Genomic DNA, 22,974 nt, shown 5'->3' with positions numbered 1-22,974 from the left:
CCTTGGGTCAGAGCAACCGCAGCTCCTGCATCAACTGACGCTGGCTGTCCATCATTGCCTTGGCGAGCTCGTCGCCCTTGGTCGCCTTCTCCCAGGAGGCGACCGCCTTGGCGCGGGCCTCGGCGACATCCGCCGGATCGAGAGTGATGACCTCGACGCCGGCCTCCTCGAACTTGCCGATGTATTCGCCGTTGGAGACGATGATGTTCTGGCGCAGGGCGCCGGACACTTCGCGGGCGGCCACTTCCAGCGCGGCGCGCTGCTGGTCGTCGAGGCTCTGATAGGCCGCCGTGTTGGCCACATAGGAGGTGGCGGTGGACGGCTGGTGCACGCCCGGCAGGATCAGGTACTTGGAGACTTCCTGGATGCCTTCCTCATAGTTGGCCTTGATGTCGCCCCGGTCGGCGAAATCGATCAGCCCCTTGTCGAGGGCGGAATAGACCTCGGAGGTCGGTAGCGGCGAGACGGTGACGCCGAAGTCGGCCATGACGGCGGAGGCGAGGCCGACGAAGCGTCCCTTCAGCCCGTTCATGTCGGCGATCTTGCGGATTTCCACGTTGGAGTGGATCGGCTCCTCGCCATAGACCGTCGGCGCGATATAGGTCAGGCCGGCGGGGGCGTAGGACTTGCGGGAAAGCTCAAGGCCGCCGCGCTCGTAGAACCATGCCTCGTACTGGTCCGCCTCGGGAAAGCCGAAGGGAACGGTGGAGGAAAAGCCATGCGCCGGGATCTTGCCGGCGGTGTAGCCGTCGAAGGTCTTCATCAGCTGGAACGCGCCGCCGCGCACCGCGTCGAAGGACTGGGCGGAGGGGACGATCTGGCCGCCGGAGAACGGGGTGATCTCGAGGCTGCCGCCGGTCAGCTCCGCGACGCGCTTGCAGAAGCGCTCCTCGTAGAGCATCGGCGTGGTGCCGCCGCCCCAAAGCGCCTGCATGCGCCACTTGGTGGCCCCTTGGGCGCGCACCGACGTGGCGGCGACGATGGCCGGGGCGGCGAGCGTCACGGCACCGGCGGTGCGCAGGAAATCGCGTCTGCTTGATTTCGTCACTGGTGTTTCCTTCCCTTTTTTATGACGTTTTTTGTCCTGCCGGCTATTGGCTGCCAAGCAGTTCCTTCGCTTTGCCGACGCTGACATCGCCAGCCGCCGCAAGGGCCTTGGCGATCCGGTCGACCTCTTCGCCCTTCGCACCGGCCATGATGGCGATGTTGCGGGCATGAAGCGTCATGTGGCCCTTCTGGATGCCTTCGGTGGCCAGCGCCCTGAGCGCGGCCATGTTCTGGGCCAGACCGACGGCCACGGTGACCTCGGCCAGTTCCTGGGCGCTGGCGACGCCCAGCACCTTCAGCGCCGCCTGCGCCGCCGGATGGGTCCTGGTGGCGCCGCCGACGAGGCCGAGCGCCATCGGCATCTCGATGGTGCCGACCAGGTTGCCGTTGGCGGCGATCTCCCAGTTGGTCAGCGAGGTGTAGCGGCCATCGCGCGCCGCCCAGGCATGGGCACCGGCCTCGATCGCCCGCCAGTCGTTGCCGGTGGCGACCACCACCGGATCGATGCCGTTCATGATGCCCTTGTTGTGGGTCGCCGCCCGGTAGGGGTCGATCTTGGCAAGGGTGCAGGCCTCGACCATGCCGCGCGCCACGTCGGCGCCGGAAAGGCTCCTGGTGGTCAGCGCCTCGGGGGGGAGGGTGACGCTCGCCCGGGCCAGACGGCGGTCGGCGAGATTGGACAGGATCCGCAGGCGCACGTTGCCGCCGGTGATCTCGGCGACGCGCGGGGCGATCATCTCGGCCATGGTGTTGACCGTGTTGGCGCCCATGGCATCGCGCACGTCGACCAGAAGGTGCAGCACCACCATCGGCCCGACCGGCGAGGTCTCGAACACCTCGATCTCGATCTGCTTGCAGCCGCCACCAAGGCCGATCAGCACCGTGTCGCGGGAATTGGCCATGGCGATCAGGTCATCGGTCGCCGCCAACAGGCGCTGGCGCGCGCCGTGGGGATCGGTCAGACCAAGGGCCTGGATCTGTGCCCGCATGATCGGCTGATCGCTGGAGGTGGTGAACCCGCCGCAGCCACGGGCGATCTTGGCCATGTAGGAGGCGGCGGCGACGACGGAAGGCTCCTCGACCGCCATCGGCACCAGATAGTCGCGGCCATTGACGGTGAAATTGGCGGCAAGGCCGAGCGGCAGCTCGAAGGTGCCGATGACGTTCTCGATCATGCCGTTGGCGCGGTCGAGCGGCAGCGCGCCCTTGCCGGCGAGGGCGGCCCTGGCATCGGCGTCGAGCCCGGTGGTCTCCGCCAGAAGGTCGAGGCGGCCGGCCGGCTCCAGCGCGCGCAGGCCTTCCAGGCGCGAATTGATCTGGCGGGCGGGCGAAAGAGTGTCCGTCATGGAGGGGCTCCGGGTCGCGGCAGGGAGAACAGGATCCGGACGGATCCGATTTTGGGTTCCTCACCTAGGCGGAGGGACGGCTGGAGAAAAGGTACAGTTCATGGCATTCTGAGAAAATCATACTCGTACGAATATTGGTACAGTTTGTCGGGAGGGGGCGGCAATGACCAAAACCGAGCGGATCGTCGCGGATCTGCGGCGGCAGATCGAGGAGGGCGCCTTGCCGGTCGGGGCGCGGTTGCCGTCGATCCGCCGCGCGGCGGAGGAGTTCGGCGTGTCCAAGAACACTGCCGTGGAAGCTTATGACCGGCTGGTGTCGCTCGGTCTGGTGACCGCCCGCCAGGGGGCCGGGTTCACGGTGGCGGCGGCGGGGCGGGAGGCGCGCGGCGAGGCGGCGCCCCGGCATCTGGTGGACGCGGTGGATAGCGTGTCGCTGCTGCGTGCCCAGCTCGATCAGAACTACGAAATGCGGGTTGGCGACGGGCGTCCGCCGGCTTCGTGGATGCAAGGGGTGGTGCCCAAGCGCACTTTCGGCGCCTCCACCGAGGCGATCGCCGACAGTTCCGGCTATGGCTCGCCCAAGGGGTACAGTGGCCTGCGCGATATGATCGCCGCGCGCCACAGGGCGCAAGATATCGCGCTCGATCCGGAACAGATCGTCACCACCTTCGGGGCGAATCACGCGCTCGACCTGATCGTCCGGCGCTATCTGGCGCCCGGCGACACGGTGCTGGTGGATGACCCGGGCTACTATCCGCTGTTCGCCAAGCTGAAGGTCGCGCAGGTGCGCTATGTGGGGGTGCGGCGGCTGGCCAATGGGCCGGATCTGGAGGATCTGCGCGCCAAGGCCGCCAGCGAGCGGCCGGCGCTGTTCTTCACCCAGTCGCTGGCGCAGAATCCGACCGGCAGCTCGATGGATCTGGCCTGCGCCCATAGTGTGCTGCAGGCCGCCGAGACCTTCGGGTTTCGCGTGGTCGATGATGACCCGTTCGTCGACCTGCCGGGCGCGCGCGGGGTGCGGCTGGCCGCGCTCGACCAGTTTCGCAACGTGATCTTCGTTGGCACCTTCTCCAAGACACTGTCGGCGAGTTTTCGCTCCGGTTACATTGCGGCGGCGCCGGAGATCGTCGACAAGCTGGCCGAGCTGAAGATGATCACCGTGGTCAACAGTTCGCGTTTTTCCGAGCTGCTGATCGCCGACATGATCCACAACCGGCGCTACCAGAAGCACCTCAAGCGGGTGGCGGGGCGGATCGAGGACGCGGCGCGGCAGCTTGCCGCGGGCCTTGCCGGGCTGGGCCTCACCACCCTCGCTCCGCCGGGCCATGGCTATTACACCTATCTGCAATTGCCCGAGGGCTGGAGCGACCTGGAGTTCGCGCAAGCCGCCGCTCGTGACAGCATTTTCCTGGCGCCGGGCACGGTCTTTGCCGTCGATGAGGTGGGGCACCGGCCGGGCCTGCGGATCAACATCGCCCGGGCGGGCGATCCCCGGTTTCTGCGCTTTCTGCGCAAGACCTTGTCGGGTGTGGGGCGGTCAGGGTAGATGGGCGCGAATGGACGTCAGATCCGGTCCATGGCCGGGGTCCGCTCGCCGGCCCAGGTGAAACACCAGGTCGCGCCCTGGCGAATGTTCTGAACGAGATTGGGGCGGAAGGCGGCAAGGCACAGGCCCTGGTTGCCCCGTGCGGAGGGGTAGAGCACCCCGGCCGAACCGGTCTGGCGCAGGCCCTGGGCCAGCGTCTGGCCGGCGGGATAGGCGGTTTCCGGGTCGGGGTCGAGGAAGGGCGCGCCGGCAAACCCCCTGAGATCATGCATCCGGGTGGTGAAGCCGGCATGGAGCTCCCGGTAACAGGTGACATTGTCGTAGATCCCGGTCGCGTCGAGCTCCCGGGTCAGGTGCCAGGCCACCTCGGCCCGGGCGGTGGGCCCCGCGTTCGGGCCAAAGGTGGCGTACCAGGCGCCGCGCTCCGGGCCGTTGAAACGGTTGCCGGTGGTGCGGGTGTAGCAGAAGGCGGCGTTGATGTAGCTCCAGCCATAGCCATGCGCCTCGGTCAGAAGCTCCTCAGGCAGCAGGCCGGCGGGCAGCGGCATGGCCAGGGCACGGCGGCGCGAGGTCAGTCCTTCCAGTGCCTCCAGCACGGCCAGGTCCTCGGCCGTGTCGGCGAGCGGGGCCATGGCCGGTTCATCGATATGGGCGGTGGCGATCAGGCGGATGGTGTCGGGATCGGTGAAGTCGGTTTGAGGAATGTCCTGCCGGTCGGTCAATTGCCACCTCGCAGGGCATCGATATGCTGGCGAACCTGCATCATCGCCGGAATGCCGCCGCGCATCATGATCTCGGCCGGGCTGCGGCCGCCGAACAGCGGGCCGGCATTGTCGGTGCGCACCCAGCCGAAGGTCAGCGGCCCGTTGAAGAGCAGGCGCAGCCCCTTGTAGATGCCGATCAGCAGGCTCGCCCGGGTTACCTTGTCCTGATCGAGGCTGCCGTTGAAGCTCTCCGCCTTCATCCGGTTCCAGGTGGCGACGGGCACATCGAACAGTGCCGCGCCCTCCGCGTTGGTCAGACCCCATGCCTCGGTCGCGCGCACCACCGCCCTGACGATGGCGGCGACCTGGTCTCGGTCCCGGATCGGCGCCATGCGCTCCGGCTGTGGCAAAGGGGCGGATGCGGGCATCACAAGCCTCGTTCATGGATCATATGAGATATATTATATGATCATATGATTGAAATTCAAGGAGTGTGACTGCAGCGGCCGGCGCCGTGCGGAGCCGGTGGCTGGCGCCGCGTGAGGATGGTGAATGTAACCCAAGGATGTTTTGGTGAAAAAATACCTCTTGCGGTTTCAATTCTGGCTTGTAAGCTGAATAGGATAATTCCTCAAAATCATCACTCAATGAAATCATGTTTTCATTCGGGGGGCGATATGGAAATTCTGAGAGGCCAGCCTGTTCATGATCTTGTTGGCATCGGATTCGGCCCTTCAAATCTCGCAATTGCCGTAGCGGCGCGGGAAATGAATTCAGGGGAAGGGTACGAGAAAAGCGAGCCGTTCTTCCTCGAAAAACGCGAAGAGGTCGTCTGGCACCCAGAGATGCTTCTGCCGGATTCGAAGCTTCAGGTCAATTTCCTGAAGGATCTGGCGTTGATGCGAAATCCTCAGAGTAAATATACCTTCCTGAATTACCTGTATTGCCAGAACAGACTTCATGAATTCATAAATTTGCGGACGTTCTTCCCGTCGAGGCAGGAGTACAGTGACTATTATCTTTGGGTCGCGAAATTCTTCGAAGACCGGGTGGCCTATCGCTCCGAGGTGACCTCAATTCTGCCGGTTGAGAGCGAAGATGGCACCGTGCGCTGTTTGCGGATCGACGGGGTGGACCGGGGGGCCGGCCGGCCGTTCGTGCACTACGCCCGCAACCTGTCGCTGGCGGTTGGCGGTCAGCCGAAGTTCCCGGCCAATGTCCGGGCCAGTACCGGCGGGCACATCTGCCATTCGAACGACACCCGCAAGACCGTGGAGCGTATCTGTGCCGACCCCTTGGGCCGCCATGACATCCTGATCATCGGCGCGGGGCAGACGGCGGGGGATGTGTTCCAATACGCGATCAACGGCTTTCCGAATGCCAACATCACCGTCCTGCATCGCGGTTTTGCCTTCAAGCCGCAGGACGATACCCATTTCGTCAACGAGATCTTCTTTCCCGAGGCGGTGGAGATGTTCTACCAGGCGCCGGAGGAAATGCGGCGGGAGCTGTTGGCCCGCCATGGCGACGTGACCCATTCGGCGGTGGATTTCGACCTCCTGCCGGTGCTCTACGACGCGCTTTACCAGGACCGGGCGACCGGGCGGAACCGGTTGAAGATCCGCCGGTTTTCCGAAGTCACCGAGGCGCGCGAGGTTGGCGGGCGGGCCGAGGTGCGGGTGCGCGACCTGATGAGCGGCGAGGCCGATTGCCTGAGCGCCGATGTCGCGATCTTCGCCACCGGTTATGAATACCCCATGCCCGAGCCGCTGCTGCGGAACCTGGAAGCGTATCTCGTGAAGGATGAGGCGGGGCGCTACGTGTTCGAGCGGGCCTATCACATCCGCCGGGCGGAAAACTTCGCCCCGAAGATCTACGCGCAAGGTTATTGCGAGCACACCCATGGGCTCAGCGAAATTCTCCTGTCGCTGATGCCGATCCGCGCGGAGGAGATTCTCAAGGATATCGGTCCGCGCCAGGGCAATGGCCGTGCGGAGCCGGTGCTGCCGGGCGAGGCGGCGGGCGCAGAAACAGCGCGGATCCAGTCGGTTTCCTGATGCATTCCAGTGTCTTCTCAAAAAAACGGGGAGTTGGATATGGCTGAAGCACAGAAGAAGAAAGCGGCGGAGCCGGGCGGGCAGGAGGGTGCGGCGGTCGCCGCATCCGCACCCTTTGATTGCGCGCAGGTTCAGGTGGAGTTGCACCGAGCCAGTTCGGAGATGATGCGCGGGGCGCATGAGCTTTGCGCCAAGGCCAATGATGCGCTGGCGGCGGCTCATGCGCAGATGAACGCCGCCATTGCCGAGCGCTCCAACGCTTTGCAGCGCGAGATGCTCGAGGCGTTTCAGCGGGCGCAGGCCAGCCGGATGGCGGCGAGCCACAGCGGCGAGGCGATGCCGTCGCCGGAACTGGTGGCGGCGGAGGCGGCCTATTGGAAGCTGCAGACCACCTTGTGCAATCTGACCGTGCTCGATCCGGCCGCCAGCGAGGCCTATGCGGCGTATCTCGCCAGCGAAGCGGAGATCCGCGCCGGCTACAGCCGGGACATGGCCAGCCTGCAGGAGGGCCACGACGGGCGGATGCAGGAGATCTTCGATGCGGTGGAAGCGGCGGATCTGACTGCGCAGGACCGGGCGCAGGTGGCCGGCTTGCGAGCCTGGTACGCCAGCGGATCCATGGCGGGTCCCATGGGGGGCGGCATGGCTGGCGGGATGGCCGGCATGACTGGCGGCATGTGCTGAGCGCCGCCGATATCACCACCTGCGGGCAATCAGGATTGGAACGCCGATGAGCGAGGGCGCCGTCACCCAAGGGGAGGGGCCGGAGAGGCCAGAGCCGTCAGGGCAGGCAGCGGGAGCGCATCCCTCCGGAGGGAAAGGCCGCGCCGAAGGGAGCGGGCTGACGGACGGGGCGGCGGCGCGGGGGCTGCAGCCCCTGTCCTTCGCCCAGGAGCGGCTGTGGTTTCTCGACCGCTACAATCCGAACTCGCCGCTCTACAATCTTCCCGCCTATCTGCCGATCCCCGATGCGGCGCCGGAGGATCTGGTGCGCGCGGCCATCGAGATCATCGCCGGGCGGCACGAGACGATCCGCACCCGCTTCGTGGCGGTGAACGGCAAGCCCTATCAGGAGGTGGTCGCCGATGCGCCGATCGAGCTCGACACCCGAACCTTTGCCGAGACCCTGTCCGACGAGGCCTTCAACGGCGAATTGTTCCAGGCGCTGAAGGCCATCGGCGACCGGCCGTTCGATCTTTCCGAGGCGCCCCTGATGCGGGCGGCGCTGCTGCGGCGCGGGGGGCGAGACGCCTATCTCGTCTATTGCATTCACCACATCGTCTCCGACGGCTGGTCGATCGGCGTGTTCCAGCGCGAGTTCACGGCGGCCTATCAGGCGCTGAAGAGCGGGGCGAGGCCGGCCCTGCCGGATCTGCCGATCAGCTACGCGGCCTATGCGGCGCGGCAGCGGGCGGAATTGTCCGGCGAGCGGGTCCAGCAGCGGCTGGCGGTCTGGAAAGAGCGGCTGGCCGGGCTCGATCTGGTGTTGCCGCTGCCGGCGGATCGGCCGCGCCCGGCCCATCTCACCTTCGCCGGGGCGACCCAGAGCTTCGCGCTCGACCCGGAGGCCAGCGGGCGGCTGGCCGACCATGCCAGGCGGTGGGGCGTCACCCCCTTCATGCTGTTTCTCGCCGCCTTCAAGGTGCTGCTGTTCCGCTACACCCACAAGCGGGAGGTGATCGTCGGCTGTCCGACGGCGGCGCGCACCACCACCGACATCGAGCCGCTGATCGGTTTCTTCGTCAACAGCATGATTCTGAAGACGGATCTCGGCTCCGAAATGACATTCCGCGAGGCGGTGCAGGCGGTGCGCGAGACCACGTTGACCGCGCTCACCGACGAGGATCTGCCGTTCGAGAAGATCGTCGAGGTGGTGCAGCCGGTGCGCAGCGCCAACATCAACCCGATCTTCCAGGCGATGTTCGATTTCCAGGGCACGACCATCGCCAGGGATGCCCCGCGCTACGAGGCGCCGGCGCGGGCGGTCAACACCAGTATGTCGAAATTCGACCTGACCCTGCAGATGCAGACGCTTGGCGATCGGTTCGCCGGCACCTTCGAATACAGCACCGAGCTGTTCGAGCATGACACGATCACCCGGCTGTTCGAAGGGTTCTGCGCGATGCTTGAGGCCGCCGCCGAGGATCCTGATCGGCCCATCGGCCATCTGCCGGTGATGAGCGCGGCGGCGCTGGAGGAGGTGATCTGCGGCTTCAACCAGACACAGGCGCCGGCGCCGGTCAGCACGCTGCAGGCCCTGTTCGAGGAGGTGGCGGCGCGCTGGCCGGAGGCGGAGGCGGTGCGCTGCGGCGAGCGGCACCTGAGCTATCGCGAGCTGAACGCCCACGCCAACCGGTTCGCACGGGCCTTGCGGGCGCGCAATCTTCCTGAAGGCGCGATCATCGCCATCTGCATGGACGGATCGCTGGAGCTGCCGGTGGTGGTGTTCGGTATTCTCAAGGCCGGCTATGCCTATCTGGCGCTGGACCCGCGCTATCCGGACGGGCGGATCGCCTTCATGCTGGAGGATTGTTCGGCGGCGCTGGTGGTGACCCAGTCGGAGCTGGCCGCTCGGTTCACCGAGGGACCGCCGGTCCTGTGCGTCGATCCGGGGGAGGCGTTTGGCGGAGATCCAGAGGCGGCGGAGCAGCATGCGGAAAATCTCGCCCTTTCCCGGCATCCGCGCAGCCTGGCCTATGTGATCTACACCTCCGGCTCGACCGGCCGGCCCAAGGGGGTGATGATCGAGCATCAAAGCGTTGCCAATCTGATCACCCAGACCATTGGCATCTTCGGCCTCGGCCCCGGCGACCGGGTGCTGCAATTCTCCTCCTTCGGCTTCGATGTCTCGGTGCGGGAGATCTTCGAGGCGCTGTTGTCCGGCGCCGCGCTGGTGCTGGCGCCGCGCGCGCAGCTTCCGGCGGGCGAAGAGCTTCTCGATCTGTTCGAGAGGGAGCGGATCACCGCCGTCACCCTGCCGCCCTCGCTGTGGAGCAGCCTGCGCCACCGGCCCTTGCCGCATTTGCGCTGTGCCGTCTCCGGCGGGGCGGCGCTGCCGGAAAGCGTGGTGGAGAAGTGGGGTGCGGACCGGGTGTTCTACAATGCCTATGGCCCGACCGAGACCACCGTCGGCACCACCATGCATGTGTGCACGCCCGGCGCCGGGCGGCCGACCATTGGCCGGCCGCTGCCCAATTACCGGCACTATGTGGTGGATGCGAACGGGGAGCCCTGCCCGATCGGGGTGCTGGGCGAATTGCTGATCGGCGGCGCCGGCGTTGGGCGCGGCTACATGGGCCGGCCGGATCTGACGGCGGAGCGGTTCCTGCCCGATTTCCTCAGCGGCCACAGCGGGGCGCGGCTTTATCGCACCGGCGATCTGGCCCGGGTGCTGGCCAATGGCGAGGTGGATTATCTCGGCCGGGTGGACGATCAGATCGAGTTGCGCGGCTTCCGCATCGAGCCCTCGGAAGTGGAGGAGGTGATCAAGGAGGACAGCCGAATTCGCGATGCGGCGGTGCTGTGCATCACCGGACGCAATGGCGAGAAGCGCATCGTCTGCTACGCGGTTGCCGCCGAGCCGGTGGCGGAAGACAGCATCCTCACCCGTGCACGCCAGTTGCTGCCCGACTACATGATCCCGGCGCAACTGATCCTGATCCCGGACATGCCGCTGACGCCCGCCGGCAAGGTCGACCGCAAGCGCCTGCCCGATGCGGAGGAGATGCTGGAGGCGGCCATTGCCCGCTCGCGCAGCGTTCCGGCAGAAACCCGGCTGGAGGCGCTGACGCACTGGATCTGGAGCATGGTTCTGGGCACGGATACCTTCGGTGTCACCGATAATTTCTTCGAACTGGGCGGCCATTCGCTGCTTGTCACCCAGGTGACGTCCCGTATCAGCGAGCAGCTTGAGGCGGATGTGCCGATCCGGCTGATGTTCGATGCACCGACGATCCGCGCCTTCTGCCAGGCGCTGGAGGAGACGGTGGAGGGCGTGGACGAAAAGCTGGCAGCGCTGGGCGTCGAGCCCGGCGGCGGTCCGGCGTCCGAGATGAGACCGGATGCGCCGGCGGAGGGGATCGCAGCGCCGGACGCTTCGCCCGTCGCCGCGCCTGCGGCCGAGCGCCAGGCCAGCGCGTTCGAGCGGATCGGCAAGCGGCCCGCCGGCGTGCCGGTTCCCCTGTCATTTGCTCAGGAGCGGCTGTGGTTCCTCGACCGGTTTTCGCCCAGCAGCGATGCCTATAACGGGCTCGTGGGGCTGCCGGTGGCGGCGCCGGTCGATGTGCGCCTGCTGGAGCGTGCCGTCAACGGGGTGATTGCCCGGCATGAGATCCTGCGCACTGTATTTCGCCTTGAAGCCGGCGCGCCGGTGCAGAAGATCCGCGATCGGCTGCGCCTCACCCTCGATGTGTTTGAGCTGCCGGAGGCTCAGGCGGGGGCGTCTCCGCAGCAAGGGCCGGTGGCCGAGCTGATCGCGCGGGTGGCGAAACAGCCGTTCGATCTGGAGACGGGGCCGTTGATCCGCGCCGCGCTGGCGGTGTTCGCGGATGGTTCCGGCTTTCTCATCCTGCCGATCCATCATGCGATCTGCGATGCCTGGTCGACCGGCGTGCTGCAGCGGGAGGTTCATCATTCCTATCTGGCGCTGCTTGAACGGCGCAAACCGGACCTGCCGGCGCTCGATATCCAGTATGGCGATTTCGCCGTCTGGCAGCGTGAGCGCCTCAGCGGCGACCGGTTGTCGGCGCTGGTCGCCTTCTGGCGCGGCACGCTGGAGAGCGCCCCCAGCCTGATCGACCTGCCGCTCGACCGGCCGCGCTCGGCCCGGCGGGATGCGGAAGGCAAGGTGGTCGGGTTCCGGATCGATCCGGAGCTGCATGCGGGGCTGGCGGAGATCGGCACGGAGCTGGGAGCCACCACCTTCATGGTGTATCTCGCCGCCTTTGCCGCGCTCCTCAGCCGATTGGCCCATCAGGACAAGGTGGTGATCGGCACGCCGGTGTCCCATCGGGACCGGTCGGAGGTGGAGCCGTTGATCGGCCTTTTCACCAACACCTTGCCGTTGACCATCGATTGCGCCGGCGCACCGACCTTCCTGGAGCTGATCGAGCGGGTGAAGGGCACGGCGCTCGATGGCTTCCAGCACAAGGATCTGCCGTTCGAGAAGCTGGTGGAGGTGATCAACCCGCCGCGCCAGCTCAGTGCGCCGCCGATCTTTCAGGTGATGTTCTCGCATCAGAAGGGGTTGCAGGAGGTCACCGTCGATGAGGCAGGCGGGCCGAATGTGGCGGTGACCACGGCGAAATTCGACCTGACCCTGTTCATCAACGAAATGCCCGACGGGGCGACGGCGGTGTTCGAATACGCCTCGGACCTGTTCGACCGGGAGACGGTGTCGGGCTTTGCCGATCAGTTCCACACGCTGCTGGAGGAACTGGCCTTCGATCCGGAGGAGATTGCCGGCCGGGCGCGCCTGTCGAGCGATGCGGAGCTGGCTCGGCTGGCTTCGGCCGGGCGCGGGGAGGCGGCGGGCAAGGCCACCGTGCTGGCGTTGCTGGCACAGGCCGCGGCGCGCTTCCCCGACCAGTTGGCGCTGGTCGAGGGCGAGCGGGGCCTCAGCCAGTCCGCGTTTCAGGCGCTGACCGATGGCATGGCGCGGGCGCTGGTCGCGGCGGGCGTCATGCTTGGCGATGTGGTGGCGGTGCATCTGCCGCGCGGCTGGTCGCAGGCCCTGGCCTTCGCCGCCATCCTCAAGGCGGGCGGCACCTATCTGCACATCCTGCCGGACCTGCCGCAGGCCCGGCGCGCGTTTCTCATGGCCGACGCCCGGCCGAAGGTGATCATCGCGGAGACAGAGGAACTGGATCTAACGCCGGAGGGCGCGCGGGTGGTGTCCGCCGGCGTGTTGGAGGAAGCCGGGGAAAGCGGCGCCTCAGATGCTGCGCCGTTGCAGACGCCGCCAGCCGGGGCGCATGGCTATCTGGTCTACACCTCCGGCTCGACCGGCACGCCCAAGGGGGTATTGGTGCCGCGCCGGGTGCTTGATGGGTTGATCAGTTGGCAGATCGGCCAGGAGGGTTTTGCCCCGGGATTGCGCAGTCTTCAGTTTTCCGCGCCCGGCTTCGATGTCGCCTTGCAGGAGATGCTGAGCGTCTGGTGTTCCGGCGGAACGCTGGTCGTCGCGGCGCCGGGACAGCTTGAGAATATCGGCCTGTGGCACGATGTGCTTGCCGGCGAAGGCATCGAGCGTCTGTTCCTGCCCTACGTGGCGCTACAGCAGCTCGCCCGGGTCTCGGCGGAGCGGGGCCATGCGGGGCTGGCCCTGCGGGAGGTGGTGACCGCCGGCGAGCGGCTGGTGATAACGCCGGAGATCCGGGCGTTGTTCCAGACGCTGGGGCACGCGCGGCTGGTCAATCAATATGGGCCGTCGGAAACCCATGTGGTCACCGCCTTCGAGCTCACGGGCGATCCGCAGCTCTGGCCCGAGGTGCCGCCGATCGGCCGTCCGGTGGCGGGCGCGGAACTGCACGTTCTGGATGATCGTCTGGAGCGGGTGCCGGCGGGGTGTGACGGCGAATTGTTCGTGGGCGGCGACACGCTGGCGCTTGGCTATCTCAATGATCCGGAGCGCACGGCGGAGGTGTTCCTGCCCGATCCGTTCGGCGAGCGGCCGGGCGGACGGCTTTACGCCACCGGCGATACGGTGCGCCTGCGCCATGACGGGATGTTCCATTTCGTCGGGCGCCGCGACGGGCAATTGAAGATCCGGGGCTACCGGATCGAGCCCGGCGAGGTCGAGCAGGCATTGACGCAGCATCCGGCGGTGCTGCAGGCGGTCGTGGTGCCTCATGCCTTCAACGAGGGGATGCCCGAGCTTGCCGCCTATGTGCAGCCGGTGGCGGGAGCGGAGCCGCAGGCGCAGGACCTGGCCGCGCATCTGCGCGGGCTCCTGCCCGATTTCATGATCCCGCGTGCGTTCATTCCGATAGACGAAATCCCCCGCACGGCAACGGGCAAGATCGACCGGATGGGGCTGCCCGAACCGAGGCGGCAGGCGCTTGCGCCCCGGGATGTCACCTTGCCGCGCAGCGAGGCGGAACGGGAGGTCGCGGCGATCTGGCAGGAGGTATTGGACCTGGAAGGGCTTGGCGTTCACGACAACTTCTTCGAGCTTGGCGGGCAGTCGCTGCTCGCCGCCCAGGTCATCACCCGGCTGAACGACCGGCTTGGCGGCGGCATTGCGCTGCGACAGATCTTCGAGACGCCGACCATCGCCGGGCTCGCAGCCGCCCTGTCGGTGGATGCGCGTGAGGCCGAGCCGGCATCGACCTCGCCCGGGAGCGCGGCGGCGCGATGAACAAAGGGGCTGTGCATACGCTCGTCTGCCTGCCGCCGGCGGGGGCGAGCAGCGCCTATTTTCGAGGGTGGCAGGCGGCGGCGGGCGAGCGGCTGCGCATCATGACCCCGGAACTTCCCGGCCGGCAGGGGCGCTTTTCCGAGCCGCCGCTCCACTCAATCTCCGCGATGGCGGAGGAAGTGAGAGCGGCGCTGGCTGTCCTGCCTTCGGAGGCCGCGTTTTCGCTGTTCGGCCACAGCATGGGGGCGCTGGTTGCCTATGAGGTGACCCGGCTCCTGGAAGGAGCGGGCGGGCGCAGGCCGCGCGCCCTGCTTGTTTCCGCCCATCGTCCGCCGGGATGGCCGCGCCGGCCGCAGCCACGGTTCCGGCGGCCGGCGGATGTGGCGCGGTATTTCGCTTCCGTGAATGGCCGGCCGGCGCCGCCGGAGCTGATCGAGCTGATGCTGCCGACCATAAGGGCGGATCTGGAGGCCTGCGCCAATTACACCCATCGGCACCAGCGGCCGCTGAAGACGCCAATCACCGTTTATGGCGCCATGGGAGACATGGGCGTGCCGGCGATCATGCTGGGCGGTTGGCGGTCTGTCACGGCCGGCGGGTTTCGGCAGCGGCTGTTTCCCGGTGACCATGGCTATCTCGCCAGACACGCCGGGGCGGTGATCGACGATATCGTCGCTTGCGGGGAAGACAACAGGGGGGAGCAGACATGTTCGACGACGTGACCCAGTTCAAGGTGGTGCGCAATGACAGCGGTCAGTATTCGCTCTGGCCGGCAAACCGGGTCTGCCCACAAGGGTGGAGCGAAGAAGGGACGCGAGGACCGCGCGAGACCTGCCTTGCGGCCATCGGCAAGATCTGGACCGACATGCGGCCGGCCGAGGTGCGGGGGGAGACGGTCATCGCTGAGGCTTGATCAGGAGCAATCCGCGTCAAACCATTTCGATCTCATTTATGGGCCTGCCCCTACTGCGACTGATTGTGCTCGTGCCGGTCGATGGCGTCTTCCACATTCTCGAAGTAGCTCAACTCGCCCTTGTCCAAAAGGCAAGCGCTCTCGCAGAATTTGCGGATGGTCGGGATGCTGTGCGAGATCATGATGATGTTCGCTTTTTCCAGCTTGGTCTCGAACACCGCATCGCATTTTTTCTTGAAGCGGGTATCGCCGACGGCGGTGATCTCGTCGATCAGGTAGTAATCGAAGTCGATGGCCATGCTGACACCGAAGGCCAGACGCGCGCGCATACCGCTGGAGTAGGTGCGAATTGGCAGGCGCATGGACGGGCCAAGCTCGGAAAACTCCTCGACGAAGGCGACCACCGCTTCGGAATCCTCGCCGTACATGCGGGCGACGAAGCGGGCGTTTTCCAGTCCGGTCATGTCGCCGCCGAAGCCGCCGGTGAACCCCAGAGGCCATGACACCCGCGCCTTGCGATGGATCCGGCCCCGATCGGGCAGTTCCGCACCGGCGATCAGCCGCATGATGGTGGACTTGCCGGCGCCGTTGTGGCCGAGAATGGCGACATTCGTCTTTGCCGGGAACGCGAAGGACAAGTCGTTGAGAATGACCTTCTCAACGCCGCTGAGGCGGTAGGTCTTGCGTACGTTCTCGAATTCGATCATGGGCGACAGACAGTGTTTGGGCTGCACCAGCCGGGCGGTCTACTTCTGGTACTTGCGATAAACGCGCTCGCTGCCGAAGGCGATGAGCAGCAGCACCAGGGTGTACATCAACAGGTAGCCGATATCGAGGGTCGGGCTGTCATAGCTGTGATAGTAGCCGCTGCGGAACCAGTCGATGCAGTGCATCAGCGGGTTCCAGGACAGGATGTAGCGGATATTCGGCGGAAAGGCCGAGGGGATGAAAAACACCCCGGAGATGAAGAACAGCGGCCGGCTGATGATGCCGTGAAGATGTTTCCAGGTCGGCCAGAGCAGCATGATCACCGCATTGATCAGGCCGGCGCCAAGGCCGATGAGCGCGGTGGCCAGCAGCGCCAGCAAAACCTGGTCGAGACGGGCGGGATAGTCGGCAAGATCGAACATGATCAGCCCGCCGAAGAACACCACGAAAACGAACAGATAGGTGGCGACGATCAAAAGGAAGCGGGCGAAGACGACATCGAGTTCCTTGACCAGGGGATAGGCCATCAGCCCGCGGTTCGCCTCGAACACGGCCATCAGCGAGGTGCTCAGTCTCTGGTAGATCTGGAAGGTCAGGACGCCGGTGGCGAAGAACAGGGCGAAACTGGTGCCGAGCGGCGGGTGCCGCGTGACGATGGAAAAGATCGCCGTCAGCGCGGCGGTGCCGAGTACCGGTTCGAACACCGCCCACAGATAGCCCATCTGCGCCTTGCCGAAGGTGACGCGGGTTTCGCGAAGAATCAGCGCACCGATCACCCGAGCCTGCATCCGCAGCAGGTTGTCGGATTTTCGCGTGGAGGTTATCGACCACATGGGACCGTTCCTAACGCATGTGGTCGCGAACCGAATAGACGATCAGCGTGCCGATGCTCCACAGGAGCAGCGCGACGACGAAGATCAGCACCGTGTTGAGGATCCGCTCGGGGTAAAGCGAGTCTTGCGGCAGGCTGGGGGCGCGGAACACGGCGAGGAAGCGCTGCTGGCGGTCGGCCTCGGCCCGGGCGCGTTCAAGCGAGGCAAGGGTTGCGGCATAGGCTTGCTGCGCGAATTCCTGATCGACCTTGAGTTTCTCGTAATCGGCCAGCAGGGCGGACAGGTTCGGATTGGAGGTGTTGGCATCGGCGGGGGCGCCGCCGACTTCCTGCTGCTTGCGCTGCAGCTGGTTTTCCAGGGCCGCGATCTGCCGGCTGAGTTGCTGCACCGAGGGGGAGGTCTCATCGAGTGAGGTGCGCAAGCTGATCATCCGTGCCCTGAGCTCGATCAACTGGCGCTCGATGCCGGTAACCAACTCCACCTGGGCCGCGGCGGTGGCGGTCGGGTCGACCGCATGGGAGGAGGATCGGAAGCGCTGCATCTCGTCGCGCAGGATCTTCAACCGCAATTCGGCGGAGGCCACCTCACGCTTGGCGAACTGGACCGCGTCCTTGCGGGCCTGTTCCGACAGCTTGTTGATCAGGTTCTGGCTGTGCTTGACGATCAACGCGGCGATCTTCTGCGCGTCCTCCGGCGTGAAGGCCTGCACCTCGAAGGTCATGATCGAGGAGGCGTTGTCGTAGGAGGTGGTAATCATCCAGTCCCAGTAATCGACCAGGTCCTCGATCGGCAGGGTGGGATCCAGCCGGTACAGGAAATCGATCCTGTCGCTGCCATAGGCCGCCTGAAAATCGACATCCTTGCGCAGTGCTTCCAACAGCTCCCGGCTCTTCAGGTACTCCAGCAGGATGTAGGAATCGGTGGTTGTGGAACCGACACTGGACAGGCCGGTCAGCGCGCCGAGGACATCGCCGCCGACGGCGGAACTGTCCATGCTGCGAACGGAAAAGCCGGCGCTGGCCGCATAGCGATCGGAGGCGATGAAGGCGAAATAGATGCCGCCGAACAGGGTGGGCAGGATCACGCAAAGGACGAAAGACAGCTTCAGCAGCAGGCGCCGCACTTCACGCGGGCGAAGGCCCGTTTCCGTCGTCTTGACGAGAGCCGCAGCCGCACGCTCGATCCGCAGCGGAATGACAGGAGCCTTCTTGGGCTTCTGGGGCAGGCTCTCGGCGGTCGCATTGGCAACCGGGAGCGATGCGTCGGCTTTGTCAGACATGGTGGCCCGTTCTTGCGCGAGGAACCAATATACTCATCGTGGCAGCTTACCTGGTCACGGATAGCCATTGGTTAACAAACCGGCAAACCCGACGGTCAGCGTTCCCTGGCCTGTTTCCGCTGCAACCTCAAGCATAGCACGATCCTATACGTATCAGATGACATCGTGCATACAACCGCGTCTTTGCGGCGAAATAGGGCCCGAGGTCGCTGGCGGCGAGGGGCAAGGTTACAGCCCGCCGGGCATTCTGACAGAGAGTGTAACCCTGTCGGCGGAAAAGCGGCTGCGGCTGTACTGGACCGGCCCTCCGCCAACCTCGCCGTTGACCGAAAGGGTCAGCAGAACGACCGCGCCGGGTTGCAGGTCGAGGTCCTGCCGGTCGGCGGCGCTGGCCGGAGCCGCGGTGATGTCGGTGAACAGCCGCACGTAATCCTCGACCCCGCAGGCCGCCAGTGCCCGGGTGATCGAGCCAAACGCCCGGTAGTGGTCGGGCAGGTGCGCGAAGCGGGACGCCTCGAACCAGTGGGTTGCCCGGGAGAGCGGGGTGTCATCGGCCTCGCCGAGCATGTCCAGCCGCAGGACCGGGGCTTCCGGCGCAAGGTGGAGAGCCTCGGCAACCGGCGCGGATGCCGGTTCGATCCGGCTTTCCAGCGCCCGAGAGCGGGTGCGCGCGACCTGTCCCTCCAGCCCGGCGGAAAACCGGGTGCGCGGCCCGATGGGATAGCTCAGGCGCTTGCGGGCGACGACGAAGCTGCCGCGCCCTTGCGTCGTGTCGATCATGCCGTCACGGGCAAGGGCGGCAAGGGCGGCACGCACCGTGTGCCGGTTGACGCCGAACTGGGTGGCCAGGGCCGCTTCCGTCGGCAATTTCCCGGTGTCCTCATAGGCACCGTTGCCAATCGCCGCGCGAATGTCGTCGGCGATCTGGCGCCAGAGCGCGATGCCGGTGCGTCGTTCAAGGCTGCTCATGAAGGCTGCTCATGGATGGGTCTTCTCTCCACTGGCGATCAGATCGCCGATCGGCGACCGTCATGTCACGAAAGGTCATGACAGTGTCACATGGAGAGACTACATTATCGCAATGTTGGTTGTCTATAGAACTAGACAAATAAGAGGTGAGCGCAGCGCTGAAGGGGTTGGCTTCAAGGAGCGAAGCGCCATCGGTGCTGATCCGGATGATGGGGTGCGCGCGATGCGGGGATTTTCAAGATGACGGAGCGGATGGACGCGGCCGCGCCGGCGGATGCGCCGGGTGGTGACTTGAAACTGTTGATGGATGTGCTTGCCGCGGCGCCGCGCGCCGATATCGAGGCCTGTGTCGAGGTGCTCGGGGACTTGCCCGAGGCGGTGCCGGTGCGCGGGCCCGAGACAGGGCTTGTCATGGTGCGCGGGCGCATCGGCGGTGACGGTGCCCCCTTCAATCTTGGCGAGGCGGCGGTGACCCGCGCCAGCGTTCGGCTGGCGGACGGATCGGTCGGTCATGCCTATGCGCTCGGTCAGGACCGGGCGAAGGCCAGCCTGTCGGCGCGGCTGGCGGCGGCCTGGGTGCAAGGAGACTTGCGGTCCGAGATCGAGACGCTGGTGCGCGATCCGCTGATGGCGGCGCGGGCCGCCGAGGTGTCGCAGGTCAAGCGCGAGGCGGCCGCGACCAAGGTCGAGTTCTTCACGATGGTGCGGGGAGATGACTGATGACCCACGCTGCTCAATCCGCTGCAAGCATGTCCGCTGTCTGTGTCGAGGGCGGGTTCGCCGATCCGGTGATCGAGGCGCAGGTTGCGTTTCGTGCGCTGATGGATGCCATGGCGCGTCCCGGCAGCCTGTGCGATCTGCCCGGCTCGCTGGCTCCGCCTGCACCCTTGCCGGAGGGGCTTGCGGCGATCGCCCTGACCCTGTGCGATCCGGATACGCCGGTGTGGCTCGCGTCGGTCTATGACACGCCGGAGGTGCGCGGCTGGCTGGCGTTCCATTGCGCCTGTCCGCTGGTGGTGGAACCCGCGCAAAGCGCTTTTGCCTTTGCCCCGGCCGGCGCCGAGTGTCCGCCGCTGACGGCCTTCAATTCCGGCACCCAGGAATATCCAGACCGCTCCACCACGCTGCTGCTGGCGGTCGAGGCGCTGACGGGCGGCGCGCCGCTTCATCTTGAGGGGCCGGGCATCCGCTCCCGCGAAACGCTGGCGGCCGTCGGCCTGCCGGAGGGCTTTGTCGCCGAGCGGGCGGAAAACCGCGCGCTGTTCCCGCGCGGCGGCGATCTTCTGCTGGTGGCAGGCTTGAAGGTCTGCGCCCTGCCGCGCACCACCCGTGTCACCGCCGCATCGGCCGGCATGTCAACCGATGAGGGGGCTGAATAATGTATGTGGCAGTCAAGGGCGGCGAGGCCGCCATCGCCAATGCGCACAGGCTTCTGGGCGATCGCCGGCGCGGCAATCGCGACCTGCCGTCGATCACGCTGGATCAGTTGGTCGGGCAGTTGTCGCTGGCCGTCGACCGGGTGATGGCCGAAGCCTCGCTCTACGCGCCGCATCTGGCCGCGTTGGCGGTCAAGCAGGCGCGCGGCGACATGATCGAGGCGATCTTCCTGCTTCGCGCCTACCGCACCACGCTGCCGCGTTTCGGTGCCTCCCTGCCGGTGGAAACCGGTGAGATGGTGGCCGAGCGGCGGGTGTCGGCGACTTTCAAGGACCTGCCCGGCGGCCAGGTGCTCGGCCCGACCTTCGACTACACCCATCGGCTGCTCGATCCGGAGCTTGCCGGCGACGGTGAGGTTGATGCGGCGCTGGTCAGTGAGACCGACGGCGATCCCCTGATGCGGGTCACCGATATTCTCGCCCATGAGGACATCATCGAAAGCTCCCGGGGTGCGGCCGGGGACACGCCCCTGCCGGAAGAGCCGAGTGGCGATCTGACGCGCGAGCCGCTGGAGTTTCCGATGCAGCGGGATCAACGCCTGCAGGCGCTGGCGCGCGGCGACGAGGGCTTCCTGCTGTCGCTTGGCTATTCCACCCAGCGCGGCTATGGCCGCACTCATCCCTTCGTCGGCGAGATCCGCATGGGCGAGGTCGAGGTGGAGCTGGATGTGCCGGAGCTGGGCTTTGCCGTCTCGCTTGGCACCATCAAGGTGACCGAATGCCAGATGGTCACCCAGTTCGCCGGATCGGCCAAGGCGCCGCCGCAGTTCACCCGGGGCTACGGGCTTGTCTTCGGTCAGTCCGAGCGCAAGGCCATGTCGATGGCGCTGGTGGACCGCGCCCTGCGGGCGGATGAGTTCGGCGAGGACCGGTTGGCGCCGGCGCAGGACGAGGAGTTCGTCATCTCCCATTCGGACAATGTGCAGGCCACCGGCTTCGTGGAGCATCTGAAACTGCCGCATTACGTCGATTTCCAGGCGGAACTGGATCTGGTCCGGCGGATGCGCGGTGAGTTCGAGGCGCGCGAGGCGGCAGACCTTGAGACAGACAACGCAAGCCGGGAGGCGGCGGAATGACCGGACAGGCACAGGACATCGCCGGCGGCATGGCCGCCTACAACTTCGCCTATCTCGATGAGCAGACCAAGCGGATGATCCGCCGGGCGATCCTCAAGGGCATCGCCATTCCCGGCTATCAGGTGCCTTTCGCCAGCCGCGAGATGCCGATGCCCTATGGCTGGGGCACGGGCGGGGTGCAGGTGACCGCTTCGATCATCGGTCGTGACGACACGCTGAAGGTGATCGACCAGGGCGCCGACGACACCACCAACGCGGTGTCGATCCGCGCCTTCTTCCAGAAGGTCGCCGACGTGGCAGTGACGACGCGCACCCGTGAGGCGAGCGTGATCCAGACCCGCCATCGTATTCCCGAGGAGCCGCTGACCGCTTCCCAGGTGCTGGTCTATCAGGTGCCGATCCCCGAGCCCCTGCGCTTTCTGGAGCCGCGCGAGACCGAGACCCGCAAGATGCATGCGCTGGAGGAATACGGCCTCATGCATGTGAAGCTTTACGAGGATATCGCCCGGCACGGCCATATCGCCACCACCTATGCCTATCCGGTGCTGGTCGATGATCGCTATGTGATGGATCCCTCGCCGACGCCGAAATTCGACAATCCGAAGATGGATATGTGCGAGGCGTTGCAGCTCTTCGGTGCCGGTCGGGAAAAGCGGATCTACGCGATCCCGCCCTACACGCGGGTCGTCAGCCTCGATTTCGAGGATCATCCCTTCGAGGTGCAGCGGTTCGAGGAGCCTTGCGCGCTCTGTGCGGCGCGGGATGTCTATCTCGATGAGGTGATCCTCGATGACAAGGGCGGGCGCATGTTCGTCTGTTCCGACACCGATCACTGCGAAGAGCGGCGGGCCGCCGGTCACCGTGGCCACCTGGCCGCCGAGGAAGCCTATGCAACGACGGAGGCGGCGCAATGAGCGGACCGCGTGAGGATGATCAGCCGCTTCTGTCCGTGCGCGGGCTGGGCAAGCGCTATGGCGACCGGGTTGGTTGCCGCGATGTGAGTTTCGATGTGTGGCCGGGCGAGGTTCTGGCAATCGTCGGCGAATCCGGATCGGGCAAGACCACCTTGCTCAACTGCATCTCCACCCGGTTGGAGCCGACAACGGGCGCGGTGCGCTATCGTCTGCGCGACGGGCAGGAGCGCGATCTCTACGAGATGAGCGAGGCAGAACGGCGTCTGCTGATGCGCACCGACTGGGGCTTCGTGCATCAGAACCCGGCCGATGGCCTGCGCATGAGCGTTTCGGCCGGCGCCAATGTGGGCGAACGGTTGATGGCGGTCGGCCAGCGCCACTACGGCAACATTCGCGGTACGGCGGCGAATTGGCTGGAGCGGGTGGAAATCGCCGAGGACCGGATCGACGACCGGCCGCGCGATTTCTCCGGCGGCATGCGCCAGCGGCTGCAGATCGCCCGGAACCTCGTCACCGGTCCGCGCCTTGTCTTCATGGACGAGCCGACCGGCGGCCTCGATGTGTCGGTACAGGCGCGGCTGCTCGATCTCGTGCGCGGTCTCGTTGCCGATCTGGGGCTGGCGGCGATTGTCGTGACCCATGATCTGGCGGTGGCCCGGCTGTTGTCGCACCGGATGATCGTGATGAAGGACGGGGCCGTCATCGAGGCCGGGTTGACCGACCGGGTGCTCGACGATCCGCAGGCGCCCTACACCCAGCTTCTCGTTTCCTCGATCCTTCAGGTGTGAT

The 22,974-nt window shown here is 66.1% G+C and carries 19 protein-coding genes; 11 read left to right on the top strand and 8 right to left on the bottom strand.

The window, feature by feature from the left end; all coding sequences use genetic code 11:
• Window positions 1-7: 7 nt before the first annotated feature.
• Together dctP and LC062_RS13680 are read right to left on the bottom strand one after the other, a co-directional pair.
• Window positions 8-1,048 carry a TRAP transporter substrate-binding protein DctP gene (gene dctP, locus LC062_RS13685; RefSeq protein WP_224911588.1) on the bottom strand — a complete coding sequence of 347 codons (1,041 nt, stop codon included), beginning with the start codon at window positions 1,046-1,048 and terminating at the stop codon, window positions 8-10.
• A gap of 43 nt (window positions 1,049-1,091) precedes the next feature.
• The gene (locus LC062_RS13680) at window positions 1,092-2,393 is read right to left on the bottom strand and encodes a hydroxymethylglutaryl-CoA reductase, degradative (protein WP_224911587.1); all 1,302 of its coding nucleotides are present in this window, start codon (window positions 2,391-2,393) and stop codon (window positions 1,092-1,094) included.
• A gap of 163 nt (window positions 2,394-2,556) precedes the next feature.
• Between LC062_RS13680 and LC062_RS13675 the strand changes: the two genes are divergently transcribed.
• Window positions 2,557-3,939: an aminotransferase-like domain-containing protein gene (locus LC062_RS13675; RefSeq protein WP_224911586.1), complete on the top strand. Its 1,383-nt coding sequence runs from the start codon at window positions 2,557-2,559 to the stop codon at window positions 3,937-3,939.
• A gap of 17 nt (window positions 3,940-3,956) precedes the next feature.
• On the opposite strand, the gene LC062_RS13670 is transcribed toward LC062_RS13675, so the two are convergent.
• Complete coding sequence (locus tag LC062_RS13670; RefSeq protein ID WP_224911585.1) at window positions 3,957-4,661, bottom strand: RES family NAD+ phosphorylase; 705 nt, start codon at window positions 4,659-4,661, stop codon at window positions 3,957-3,959.
• A complete protein-coding gene (locus LC062_RS13665; RefSeq protein ID WP_224911584.1) occupies window positions 4,658-5,071 on the bottom strand; it encodes an MbcA/ParS/Xre antitoxin family protein in 414 nt (137 codons plus the stop codon). The genes LC062_RS13670 and LC062_RS13665 overlap by 4 nt, the downstream gene beginning before the upstream one ends.
• Window positions 5,072-5,188: 117 nt before the next feature.
• Here LC062_RS13665 and LC062_RS13660 point away from each other — a divergent pair, with 117 nt between their 5' ends.
• From LC062_RS13660 to LC062_RS13640, 5 genes are read left to right on the top strand one after another with little or no spacing between them, the layout of a single operon-like run.
• Window positions 5,189-6,700, top strand: a complete 1,512-nt coding sequence (locus LC062_RS13660; protein WP_318246108.1) for a lysine N(6)-hydroxylase/L-ornithine N(5)-oxygenase family protein — start codon at window positions 5,189-5,191, stop codon at window positions 6,698-6,700.
• A 39-nt stretch (window positions 6,701-6,739) separates the two neighbouring features.
• Entirely contained in the window at window positions 6,740-7,384 is a 645-nt protein-coding gene (locus tag LC062_RS13655) for a hypothetical protein (protein WP_224911583.1), read from the top strand.
• 46 nt (window positions 7,385-7,430) lie between these two features.
• Window positions 7,431-14,057 (top strand): non-ribosomal peptide synthetase, encoded by a 6,627-nt coding sequence (locus LC062_RS13650; protein WP_224911582.1) that lies wholly within the window; start codon window positions 7,431-7,433, stop codon window positions 14,055-14,057.
• On the top strand, window positions 14,054-14,779 hold the full coding sequence (locus LC062_RS13645; protein WP_224911581.1) for a thioesterase II family protein: 726 nt from the start codon (window positions 14,054-14,056) through the stop codon (window positions 14,777-14,779). The genes LC062_RS13650 and LC062_RS13645 overlap by 4 nt, the downstream gene beginning before the upstream one ends.
• Window positions 14,764-14,970 (top strand): MbtH family protein, encoded by a 207-nt coding sequence (locus tag LC062_RS13640; RefSeq protein WP_224911580.1) that lies wholly within the window; start codon window positions 14,764-14,766, stop codon window positions 14,968-14,970. The genes LC062_RS13645 and LC062_RS13640 overlap by 16 nt, the downstream gene beginning before the upstream one ends.
• A 50-nt stretch (window positions 14,971-15,020) precedes the next feature.
• Here the strand turns inward: LC062_RS13640 and LC062_RS13635 are convergent, their stop codons facing one another.
• The 4 genes from LC062_RS13635 to phnF form a co-directional block, all read right to left on the bottom strand.
• The gene (locus LC062_RS13635) at window positions 15,021-15,677 is read right to left on the bottom strand and encodes an ABC transporter ATP-binding protein (RefSeq protein ID WP_224911658.1); all 657 of its coding nucleotides are present in this window, start codon (window positions 15,675-15,677) and stop codon (window positions 15,021-15,023) included.
• 39 nt (window positions 15,678-15,716) lie between these two features.
• The gene (locus LC062_RS13630) at window positions 15,717-16,511 is read right to left on the bottom strand and encodes an ABC transporter permease (RefSeq protein WP_224911579.1); all 795 of its coding nucleotides are present in this window, start codon (window positions 16,509-16,511) and stop codon (window positions 15,717-15,719) included.
• Between the two features lie 10 nt (window positions 16,512-16,521).
• The gene (locus LC062_RS13625; RefSeq protein WP_224911578.1) at window positions 16,522-17,790 is read right to left on the bottom strand and encodes a lipopolysaccharide biosynthesis protein; all 1,269 of its coding nucleotides are present in this window, start codon (window positions 17,788-17,790) and stop codon (window positions 16,522-16,524) included.
• Window positions 17,791-18,018: 228 nt separating this feature from the next.
• Window positions 18,019-18,759 carry a phosphonate metabolism transcriptional regulator PhnF gene (phnF, locus tag LC062_RS13620; protein ID WP_224911577.1) on the bottom strand — a complete coding sequence of 247 codons (741 nt, stop codon included), beginning with the start codon at window positions 18,757-18,759 and terminating at the stop codon, window positions 18,019-18,021.
• A gap of 240 nt (window positions 18,760-18,999) precedes the next feature.
• Between phnF and phnG the strand changes: the two genes are divergently transcribed.
• Genes phnG through phnK form a run of 5 tightly spaced genes read left to right on the top strand, consistent with a single transcriptional unit; the run spans window position 19,000 to window position 22,973 of the window.
• Window positions 19,000-19,479, top strand: a complete 480-nt coding sequence (gene phnG, locus LC062_RS13615) for a phosphonate C-P lyase system protein PhnG (protein ID WP_224911576.1) — start codon at window positions 19,000-19,002, stop codon at window positions 19,477-19,479.
• Window positions 19,479-20,138, top strand: coding sequence for a phosphonate C-P lyase system protein PhnH (gene phnH, locus LC062_RS13610; protein ID WP_224911575.1), 660 nt, complete (start codon window positions 19,479-19,481; stop codon window positions 20,136-20,138). Before phnG ends, phnH begins: the two co-directional genes overlap by 1 nt.
• Window positions 20,138-21,271 carry a carbon-phosphorus lyase complex subunit PhnI gene (locus LC062_RS13605; protein ID WP_224911574.1) on the top strand — a complete coding sequence of 378 codons (1,134 nt, stop codon included), beginning with the start codon at window positions 20,138-20,140 and terminating at the stop codon, window positions 21,269-21,271. The genes phnH and LC062_RS13605 overlap by 1 nt, the downstream gene beginning before the upstream one ends.
• Complete coding sequence (locus LC062_RS13600; RefSeq protein WP_224911573.1) at window positions 21,268-22,185, top strand: alpha-D-ribose 1-methylphosphonate 5-phosphate C-P-lyase PhnJ; 918 nt, start codon at window positions 21,268-21,270, stop codon at window positions 22,183-22,185. The genes LC062_RS13605 and LC062_RS13600 overlap by 4 nt, the downstream gene beginning before the upstream one ends.
• Window positions 22,182-22,973, top strand: a complete 792-nt coding sequence (gene phnK / locus LC062_RS13595; RefSeq protein ID WP_224911572.1) for a phosphonate C-P lyase system protein PhnK — start codon at window positions 22,182-22,184, stop codon at window positions 22,971-22,973. Before LC062_RS13600 ends, phnK begins: the two co-directional genes overlap by 4 nt.
• Window position 22,974 lies beyond the last annotated feature (1 nt).

Source organism: Stappia indica (assembly GCF_020177335.1).
Lineage (GTDB): Bacteria > Pseudomonadota > Alphaproteobacteria > Rhizobiales > Stappiaceae > Stappia > Stappia indica_B.
The sequence above is the reverse complement of the archived record's forward strand: the minus strand, read 5'-3'. Positions and strand labels throughout refer to the sequence as shown.